9 protein-coding genes and 1 tRNA gene are annotated in these 9,366 nt (G+C 67.6%); 5 read left to right on the top strand and 5 right to left on the bottom strand.

Annotated elements, in window-relative coordinates; translation table 11 throughout:
* The first annotated feature begins 549 nt into the window (after positions 1–549).
* Positions 550–626: transfer RNA gene (locus AAG816_RS26870), tRNA-Met, on the top strand.
* A 330-nt stretch (positions 627–956) separates the two neighbouring features.
* Positions 957–1,700, top strand: coding sequence for an SDR family oxidoreductase (locus tag AAG816_RS26865; RefSeq protein ID WP_341992791.1), 744 nt, complete (start codon positions 957–959; stop codon positions 1,698–1,700).
* Between the two features lie 317 nt (positions 1,701–2,017).
* On the opposite strand, the gene AAG816_RS26860 is transcribed toward AAG816_RS26865, so the two are convergent.
* The 3 genes from AAG816_RS26860 to AAG816_RS26850 form a co-directional block, all read right to left on the bottom strand.
* Positions 2,018–2,662 carry a glutathione S-transferase N-terminal domain-containing protein gene (locus AAG816_RS26860; protein ID WP_341992790.1) on the bottom strand — a complete coding sequence of 215 codons (645 nt, stop codon included), beginning with the start codon at positions 2,660–2,662 and terminating at the stop codon, positions 2,018–2,020.
* Positions 2,663–2,740: 78 nt separating this feature from the next.
* Positions 2,741–3,625, bottom strand: a complete 885-nt coding sequence (locus AAG816_RS26855) for an RNA methyltransferase (RefSeq protein ID WP_341992789.1) — start codon at positions 3,623–3,625, stop codon at positions 2,741–2,743.
* Positions 3,626–3,658: 33 nt separating this feature from the next.
* Positions 3,659–4,711 (bottom strand): LacI family DNA-binding transcriptional regulator, encoded by a 1,053-nt coding sequence (locus AAG816_RS26850; protein WP_341992788.1) that lies wholly within the window; start codon positions 4,709–4,711, stop codon positions 3,659–3,661.
* Between AAG816_RS26850 and AAG816_RS26845 the strand changes: the two genes are divergently transcribed.
* The gene (locus AAG816_RS26845; RefSeq protein ID WP_341992787.1) at positions 4,699–5,748 is read left to right on the top strand and encodes an NAD(P)-dependent oxidoreductase; all 1,050 of its coding nucleotides are present in this window, start codon (positions 4,699–4,701) and stop codon (positions 5,746–5,748) included. The genes AAG816_RS26850 and AAG816_RS26845 overlap by 13 nt on opposite strands.
* Positions 5,749–5,753: 5 nt before the next feature.
* Here the strand turns inward: AAG816_RS26845 and AAG816_RS26840 are convergent, their stop codons facing one another.
* On the bottom strand, positions 5,754–7,094 hold the full coding sequence (locus AAG816_RS26840; protein WP_341992786.1) for a PLP-dependent aminotransferase family protein: 1,341 nt from the start codon (positions 7,092–7,094) through the stop codon (positions 5,754–5,756).
* 107 nt (positions 7,095–7,201) lie between these two features.
* Between AAG816_RS26840 and AAG816_RS26835 the strand changes: the two genes are divergently transcribed.
* The gene (locus AAG816_RS26835; protein WP_341992785.1) at positions 7,202–7,492 is read left to right on the top strand and encodes a hypothetical protein; all 291 of its coding nucleotides are present in this window, start codon (positions 7,202–7,204) and stop codon (positions 7,490–7,492) included.
* A 268-nt stretch (positions 7,493–7,760) separates the two neighbouring features.
* Here AAG816_RS26835 and AAG816_RS26830 read toward each other — a convergent pair whose 3' ends face one another.
* Positions 7,761–8,423, bottom strand: coding sequence for a TetR/AcrR family transcriptional regulator (locus tag AAG816_RS26830; RefSeq protein ID WP_341992784.1), 663 nt, complete (start codon positions 8,421–8,423; stop codon positions 7,761–7,763).
* A gap of 309 nt (positions 8,424–8,732) precedes the next feature.
* On the opposite strand from AAG816_RS26830, the gene AAG816_RS26825 reads away from it, so the two are divergent.
* A partial coding sequence (locus AAG816_RS26825; RefSeq protein ID WP_341992782.1) for a biotin/lipoyl-binding protein occupies positions 8,733–9,366 on the top strand: 634 nt, incomplete at its 3' end.

Here is a 9,366-nt window from a genome sequence, read left to right as displayed (position 1 = left end):
CCTATGTGGGGTGCGCCAGGGGCGCTGCCATGTGCTTTGGCTGGAAAGAGGTGGGGGCGGGCGCTGTCGGCGCGCGTTTCACCCCCCTCCCCAACCCTCCCCCGCCACTCCTCCCCCGCAAGGGGGGAGGGCGCGCGGCGCGCCGGGGCGGCAAACCTGTCTGCCGGCCCCGCAGCGATGATCTGATCGTCTCTCTTCGCTTTCGGACCCGCTCCCCCTCTGGCGCAGGCTCCTCCCCCCTTGCGGGGGAGGGCAGGGAGGGGGGTGAACCGGCCGGGGACGCGCGCGACCTAGGTTGGGCGCGCCAGGGGCGCTGCCATGTGCTTTGGCTGGAAAGAGGTGGGGGCGGGCGCTGTCGGCGCGCGTTTCACCCCCCTCCCCAACCCTTCCCCGCAAGGGGGGAGGGGGCGCGGCGCGCCGGAGCGGCACGGGATTGAGCCGGGTGAGGTGCAACGAAGCGGGGAGAGATCGCGTCGCCTTTCTTGACACCGGGAAGGCACCGCTTCTATATCCCTGCTTCCAAGCGTCGGGCATGTCCTGGCGGGTCGGGGCAGTGTAGCTCAGTTGGTGAGAGCGCCGGATTCATAACCCGGAGGTCGGCGGTTCAAATCCGCCCGCTGCTACCAGTTTCGCCGCCAGTGAGCGGTGTCCAGAAATCAGCCCTGCGAAATCACTCTGTACGTGAACCCTCACCCGAGGCCGATATTGGCTGGGGCGCTGAGGTCCGGGCGGAACTGCGGGTGTCCCTTCTTCCTTGGAGCTGTCCTGCCGCTCGTGGCCTGGGCGCTGGGGTTCGCTTCTTCATCTTGCACGGGTGAGGCCGCCTCGGGAGCGACCAGGACAGTGATCTGCGGCCAGGCAGCTATCGACCCCAAGGCCGTCACTGCCATATCATTTGATTTTTCCGGAAGGCAGCCATAAGCCAGGGACAGGAATTGAGAGAAGAGTTGAGCCTGGTGGAAGATTATCGTCCCGTCGCCCTGGTCACGGGTTCAACATCTGGCATTGGCGAATCCGTTGCCCGGAGGTTCGTGCAGGAAGGGTATAATGTTATCCTTCATTCTCGTAATTCCGAGGATAAAGGTCGGTCTCTTGCGGCCGAGCTTAAATCAGCCAGCTATATTCAAGCCGACTTGGCCCGAGAAAACGACCGCAGACGTCTCATCCATGACGCTGTGGGCTGTTGGGGGCGGTTGGACGTGTTGGTGAACAATGCTGGTCTGAGCGGTGTGATACCCCACGCGGATCTGCGTGCAGCCACTTCGGAGATTTGGCACGAACTGTACGAAGTCAATATGGTGGCGCCCTTTCACCTTATTGCTGAAGCTGAGACCGCGCTGCGCAACGCGGCGCGGCGTGGACGACCGGCCTGTGTCGTAAACATCAGCTCTCACGCCGGAGTTCGGCCAAAAGGGGCCTCAATTCCGTATGCAGCCACCAAGGCGGCGCTCAACCACGTGACACGGCTACTTGCATTGTCACTGGCGCCAGCCATCAGGGTAAATGCCGTTGCGCCCGGCCTTGTCGATACACCGCTAACAGCCGACTGGACAGCAGCCCAAGAGTTATGGAGAACGCGCGCGCCGATGCGGCGGTCGGCCAGCCCGGAAGACATTGCGCAAGCTGTCATGATGCTCGTGCAATCGGATTATTTGACGGGCGAGATTTTGCTCTCCGATGGTGGGCTCAACCTCACGTGACCGAAACCGACAAGAGGGAGCATCCCGGCCACACTCAAAATGCCGGCCCTCGAACACTCCATGGTCCCCCGCTGATCGGAACCATATCCGCTTTCGGGGTATCCGCGCTGTAAGCCGACAGCCAACTTCCCACCCCATTTCGGTCATTCCCGGTGTATGGGACCGCGCGCGCTCCCCCCCCGGCCGCGCGCTCTCCCCCTTGTGGGGGGGCGGGAGCGGAGGGGGAAACGGCTGGGATCACATGCGTCCTGCCCAAGTCGGCCATGGAAGATGGCACCCATCCCACGCCCTTGATCAGCGCCCAGGCCGGCGGCCCCTCACTTCAGCGACCCGTACAGATCCGCGAACGGCACCATCACGTGCGTCGCATAGGCCGGGCGGGCCTGGAGGCGGGCGTAATAAGCCGCCAGATGCGGCATCTCCGGGCGGGCGATGTCCATGTTGAAATAACGGTAGAGCGAGGTACCCACCGTGAAGTCCGCCAGACTCAAGCTCTCCCCCAGCATGTAGGGACGGTCCGCCAGCCGGCGGTCCAGCAGGGCCAACAGCTCGCCGCAGCGGGCGATGCCGGCGGCGACGCGGGCTTGATCGCGCCGGGCCTCCGCGGTGCGGAAGAAGCCGATGAACACCTCGTTGATCAGCGCCGGATGCAGCGCGGTGGCGCACCACTCCATCCAGGCATCGACGGGCGCGCGGGTGCGGGGATCGGCGGGCCACAGCGCCTCGCCGCCGAAGCGGGCGGCCAGATAGCGCAGGATGGCGTGGGATTCCCACACCACCGTGCCGTCGTCATCGATCACCGGCACCCGGCCGTGCGGATTCATGGCCAGGAACTCCGGCGTGTCGATCAGGCCGAAGCTGCCGCCGGCGGGCATATGGCTGTGCGGCAGGTCCAGTTCCCCCACCAGCCACAAGACCTTCTGCACATTGAACGAATTGCGCCGTCCCCAAACCGTCAGCATGGCTCGTCTCTCCCGTGCGCCGCTTCGGCGCATCCGGGGGAGAGGCTAACGGGATCGGGCCGCGCGGTCACCGCCCTTTCAGCCGCCCCGCGCCAGATGATGCAGGACGATGCCGCTGGTGGTGGCCACGTTCAGGCTGTCGAAGCCGGGCGCCATGGGGATGGCGACGGTCTGGGTCGCCGCCAGCACCTGCGGCGGCAGGCCCGGCCCCTCCGTGCCGAAGATCGCCGCCACCCGCGGCGGGCGGGCCAGGGTGGCCAGATCCTGCGCCCCGGACGGGCTGAGGGACAACAGCGCGAAACCTGCATCGGCTAATGCACCGAGCATGGTCGGGGCATTGCTCGACCATGCGGTGGGCACGATCAAGCTTGCCCCGACCGAAACCCGGATCGCCTTGCGATAGAGCGGATCGCAACAGCTGGCATCCAGCACCACCGCATCGGCGCCGAAGGCGGCGGCATTGCGGAAGATGCCGCCCATATTGTCATGATTGGCCAGCCCGATCACCGCCACCACCAGCGCCCGCGGCTTAAGGCCCGCCAGAAGATCGGGCACCTCCATCGGCGCCCGCGCCCGACCCACCGCCAGGATGCCGCGATGGATGGGAAAGCCGACGATGCGGTCCATGACCTTCTGGCCGGCCACATAAATCTCCACCTGCGGCGGCAGCAGGGCCAGGGCGTCGGCGATGCGCGGCGCGCTGGCCTCCGACACCAGCACCGAGACCAAAGCGCCCGCCGTGCCGGCGCCGCCGCGCCCGGCCAGCAGCCGCAGCACCACCTCGCCCTCGGCCATGAACAGGCCGCGCCGGCCCACCAGATCGCGCTCGCGCACATCGCGATACTCGGCGATGCGCGGGTCGTCCGGATCGGTGATGGCGTGTGTCACGGGCGGAATGGCCGGCGGCGTGTCGTGTGACAGCGTGTGCGACACCAGCGGAACAGTGGGGAAGAGGGCGGACATGCGCGTATCATACAGCGGTCGGCGTGTGTTGCATCACACCGGGCGCGGCGCCACCGGGCGGGGGGCGCCGGTGGTGGCGCGGATCACCAATTGCGGCGTCAGCACCACCCGTTCCACCGGCCGGTGCGGATCGGCCATGCGGGCCAAAGCCAGCTTGGCGGCCAGGGGGCCATACTCCGGTATCCGGGTATAGACTGTGGTCAGGGCCGGGTGCCAGAGCGCCGCCTCGGCAATGTCATCATAGCCGACCAAGGAAAAGTCCTTGCCGGCGGCAAGTCCTGCCGCCTGCAGGCCCATCAGGGCGCCGAAGGCGGTGAGATCATTGAAGCAGACCGCCGCGGTGGGCGGCGCGTCCAGGGCCAGCAGCCGGGCCATGCCCTGCCGCCCCATGTCCCGCAGGCCGGGGCCGTCGGTGACCAGCGTCGGGTCGAACGGCAGCCCGGCGGCGGCCAGACCGGCCTTGTATCCCGCCAGCCGGCGGCGGCCGGTGGAGGCGGCGGGATAGCTGCCGATCAGCCCGATCCGCCGATGCCCCAGCCCCACCAGATGGGCCACCGCCAGCCCCATGCCGGTCTCGTCATCGGAGCCGGCAAAATCAAACCCCGACCCTTCCACCTCCCGCGTCACCTGAACGACCGGAATCCCGCTGGCCGCCAAGGCCTTCAGGTCCGCCACGGTGCTGTTGGCGGCGGGGGACACGATGAAGGCATCAGGGCGATATTCCGCCAGCGTGCCCAGGGTGCGGGTCTGGCGGGCGACGTCCTCCTGGCTCACACCGAGCAGAACCGTTTTGCCGGCTATGGAGAACGCATCCTCCAGCCCTGCCAGCAGTTCGGTGAAGGAGGGATTGATGATGTCATGCAGGCCGATGCCGACGATATTGGTGCGCGCGGTGCGCAGCGAGGCGGCGCCGCGATTGGCCACATAGCCCCGCGCCCGTGCGGCTTCCTGGACCTTGATGCGGGTGGCATCCGCCACCACCGCGCTGTCGCGCAGGGCGAGCGAGACCGTGGCGGTGGACAGGCCCAGCTCCCGCGCCAGCCGCTGCAGGGTGACCCGTCCCGCGCCGCTCGATGCCTCGGTCATGCCCGCGTCCTCCGGCGCCACTCTGTGTCCCCGGTCGCAGGCGCTTCGCCGGGTGTTGGTGTCATGCTAAACGATTTAGGAAGCAGGAACATCAACAAGATGTCTGGGAGGAACGCCAAGTGACACAGCCCCGTATCGGTTTCATCGGTGTCGGCCTGATGGGCCACGGCATGGCCAAGAATCTGGTGGAAAAGGGTTTTCCCCTCACCGTGCTGGCCCATCGCAACCGCGCCCCGGTGGAGGATCTGCTCGCCCGCGGCGCGAGCGAGGCCAAGAGCGCCGCCGAACTGGCTGCCGCCTCGGACATCGTGATTCTGTGCGTCACCGGCGCCCCGCAGGTGGAGGCGGTGGTGCGCGGCGAGAGCGGCCTGCTGGCCGGCGCGAGGGCGGGCCTGCATATCATCGACACCTCCACCTCCGAGCCGGTGCTCACCCGTGCCCTGCATGCGGAACTGGCGGCGCTGGGGATCGCCTTCTGCGACTCGCCTTTGGGCGGCACCCCGGCAAATGCCGAGGCCGGCACGCTGAGCGCCATGGTCGGCGCGGAGCCGGAGGCGCTGGCGGTGATCCGTCCGGTGCTGGAGGCGTTCTGCGCCCGGATCACGCCCGTGGGTGGGCCAGGCGCCGGGCACACCATGAAATTGCTGAATAATTTCCTGTCCATGGGCTATGGCGCGCTCTATGCGGAAGCCCTGACCCTGGCGCAGAAGGCCGGGGTGTCGCCGCAGGTGTTCGACAGCGTGCTGCGCGGCTCGCGCATGGATTGCGGCTTCTACCAGACCTATTTCCGCTATGTGCTGGAGCGGGACGTGAACGCCCACCGCTTCGCTTTGTCCAATGCGCTCAAGGACATCACTTATGCCTGCAACCTCTCGCCGGAGACGGCGGCGCCGGGCTCGGTGAGCGCGGCCATCAAGGCCAGCTATGCCGCCGCCGTGGAGATGGGGCGCGGCGACTGGATGCTGCCGCAGATCTCCGACGTGGTGGCGGAACGCAATGGCGTCAGCCTCGGGCTGGTGCCAGCGCCCGGGGCGTGAGGCGCCTATTCGATCTCACTTTCCACCGGACCGCTTTCCATGAGCCGGCGCAAGGTCAATAGCGCGGCGCGCAAGGTGGCCAGGGGCGGGGGCGACAGGGCCAGGCGCACCGCGTTCGGGGCATAGCCCGGCGTCACGGAAAACGCGCTGGATGGGGTGATGGCGATGCCCCGGCGGGCGGCGGCGGCGGCAAAGGCCTCCGCCCGCCACGGGTCCGGCAGTTCGAGCCATGCGTGGTAGGAGCGCGGGTCGGTCTTCAGCGTTTCCGGCGCGAAGATCTGGCTGAGGATGATCTGCCGCTCGCGGGCGTCGGCCCGCTTGCCCTCAATCAGTTTGCCGGCAATGGGGTGAGCCATCACCTGCAAGGCGCAGGCCAGCGGCAGGCCGGTGGCGGCCCAGGAGCCCGAGCGCACCGCGGTCGCCATGCGCTCCGCCCAGGCGGCCGGGGCGGCGACGAAGCCCAGGGTCAGGCCGGGTGCCACCCGTTTGGACAGGCTGTCCACCAGCAAGGTGTGATCCGGCGCGAGGGCGGAGATGGGCTCGTCCTGCGACAGGAAGCCATAGATCACATCCTCCACCGCCATCAGCTCCTCGCCCCGCAGCAGAGCGGCAATCTCGTGGCGGCGGTCCGCATCCATGGAGACGCCGAGGGGATTGTGCAGGGTCGGCTGCAGATAGACCCCGCGCAGGGGCGTGGCCCGATGGGCCTTGAGCAGGGCATCCGGGCGCAGGCCGTGGGCATCCATGGGCAGCGGCACCAGGGTGATCCCGAGGCGGGCGGCGATCCATTTCACCGCCGGATAGGTCATGGCCTCGACGCCGATCCGCTCGCCCGCCGGGGCGAGGGCGGCGAAGGCGGCGGCGATGCCCTGGCGGCCGTTGGCGGTGAAGACGATGCCGTTCGGGTCCGGCCGCCAGCTGCCGCGGGCGAGAAAGCTCGAGGTCAGCGCCCGCGCCTCGCGGGTGGCGGCAGCCCCCGTCGGCCGGAAGGCGGTGGCGAGGGCGCCGGGGCGGAGCAGGTCCGCCAGCACCTGGGTCAGCTCCGCATCCTGGCCGGGGAGCATGGGGAAATTGAGCTGGAGATCCACCGGCGCCCGCACCGGCTCGCCCAGCGTGCCCACCGGCACCACCTCCGGCGCCCGCACATAGCTGCCCCGCCCGACCTCGCCGGAGATGAGGCCGCGGCGGATCAATTCCGCATAGACCCGGCTCGCCGTGGAGGGGGCGATCTTGTGGGTGTAGGCAAAGTCCCGCTGGGTCGGCAGGCGCGTGCCGGGGGGCAGGCGGCCGGAGGTGATGTCGGCACTGATGGCGTCGGCGAGGGCGCGAAAGTCGTTGCCGGACATTTATTGCTCCGAGTGCAATGTATCGATTGCACTCATAGCATGTTCGGGCAATGAATGCGAGCAATCGCTGATGCTCGTTCAGCGGTCAGCTCTTGGGAGCCACAACCATGATCCCGCTCGCCCGCCTTGCCGCCCAGATGTCCCGGACCCGCTCTCGGACCACGCCCCGCCCGGGCGTGCCGGGATTGGCACGCACCGGCGACGTGTCCCCGTTGCTGCCTGCCGCCGCACCCGAGGTGCCGCGGGGCTGGGGACCCATTGGAATGATGCAGCTCTGGTGGTGGCGGGCAAAGTCACGCCAGGAACTGGCAGAGCTGGATTCGGACCGCCTGCGGGATGTGGGCATTCACCCGCGGGTCGCCCGGCGCGAGTCCGACAAGCCGTTCTGGCGGGCATGAGCGCCTGAGCCGGGCACCGCAAGCGGCTCTGCCTTTCCTGACGTTCGTGCGCCTAGCCTGAAGGCGGTCCATCCGCCCTCAGGCCGGCTATACCGCTGGGCCGGTTTTATCTGCTGGAAGAGGGCTAAGCCGTCCAGGGATCGCCCGCATGGGGATGTCGCTCTCCAGGGAGGGGGAACGAGAGTGCTGACAGCCGGCTGATACCCGCTGGCGTCGGACATGGCGCAACCCGGTCGTCTCCGGACGGCCGCATCGTGTCCGACATCCCTCAGCGATGGACGCCGTAGACCTTCATGAACAAGGTGACGGCCCGTCGCACCACCTGCTCCATCTGCTGCGGCTGGATGGTCGCGGCGGCGCCGAACAGGACCGGGGCCAGGATGGTATCTTTCGAGAGCGACAGGAACTGGCTGGCGGCCGCATCGGTATCGTCGATATCCAGCACCCCTTGCTCCACCTTGGCGCGCAGGAAGGCGGAGAGGCGGCGCGTGCCCGAGTTGGGGCCCGCTTCCAGGAAGCGCAGGCCGATGGCGGGGAACTTTTCGGCAATGGCGATGACCGTGCGCACCGTCGCCACATGGCAGGGCCGCAGCATGGCCTCCAGAAAGGAGACGCCCAGTTTCATCAGGGCGGCTTCCAGGTCCGGCTCGGAGGCGTCCAGCACGAACAGGCGTTCCGCGGTCTCATCGCATTCGGAGATCACCAGGGAGCCAAACAGGTCCACCTTGTCTTCAAAATAGACATAGAGCGTGCCCTTGGACACGCCGGCGGCGCGGGCGATGTCTCCCATGCTCGCGGCGTCGAACCCGCGCTCGAAAAACACCTCCCGCGCGCCGGCCAAGATCTGGCGACGCTTCTCCGGATCCTGTCCGGCTCCGCTCGGGGGGTCTTTCACATCCGTCAGGCTCAAAGCTCTAATCTCCTCTGTCATTCTCTTCTCCGGTACTGGCGCCGGACATTGCAAGGCCTTCCTGCACTACGGCTCACATACGGTGTCGTTTTCGGACGTAGGTGACGGCTCCGGCAGAAAAATGACCGAACCGTTCAGTTCGCTATTGAAATGTGCTTTTCCCTGTCGTATGTCAATCTCGTTGTGACCGAACCGTTCGGTCAAGGCATCGGATCCGCAACCCGGCGCCTTGACTGGCGTGGAGGGAGGAGAGCAACCGCCCCCGCTCTCCTCCCTCTCTTTTCACTTCGGTCCAGCGGTTCTGACCGCCTGTTGCACTGAAATGATTCCATGACCGTCGCTGCCAAGCCTTCGCCCAATCTCGTCCCTATGGAACCGCGCCCCGATGGGGCTGCGGCATCGCCGGTGTCCGACCTGCCCAAGAAGGGCGGCTTGCGCCGGGTGTTGGTGATCGGCGGATTGGCGGTGGTGATCGCCGGCGCGGCGGTGTGGGGTTATCGCTTCTGGACCGTCGGCCGGTTCATGGTGTCCACGGACAATGCCTATGTGGGCGCCGACGTGGCCATCGTGGCGCCCAAGGTGTCCGGCTATGTGGCCGCTGCGCCTCTGGTGGCCAATTCCCATGTGAAGGCCGGCGACGTGCTGGTGCGGCTGGATGACAGCGACTATCGGGTTGCCGTACGTCAGGCCAGCGCCAAAGTGGATACGCAGGATTCCACCATCGCCCGTCTCGGCAAGCAGGTGGATGCCCAGGCGGCAACCATTGACCAGACCAAGGCGCAACTTCTCTCTGCCGCAGCGGACGAGGCGCGCGCGGCCGCCGATTTCAACCGCACCGCCAAGCTCGCCAACAGTGCGTTTGCCAGCCAGCAGTCCCTGGACAGTGCGCGTGCCGATCGCGACAAGACCTCCGCGGCCACCGTCGCCGCCAAGGCTGCCGTGGCCTCCGCGGAGGGCACGCTCG

Origin of the sequence: Azorhizobium sp. AG788, from assembly GCF_943371865.1 — a bacterium.
GTDB lineage: Bacteria > Pseudomonadota > Alphaproteobacteria > Rhizobiales > Xanthobacteraceae > Azorhizobium.
Note: the sequence above shows the minus strand (reverse complement) of the source record. Positions and strands in the feature narration are given on the sequence as shown.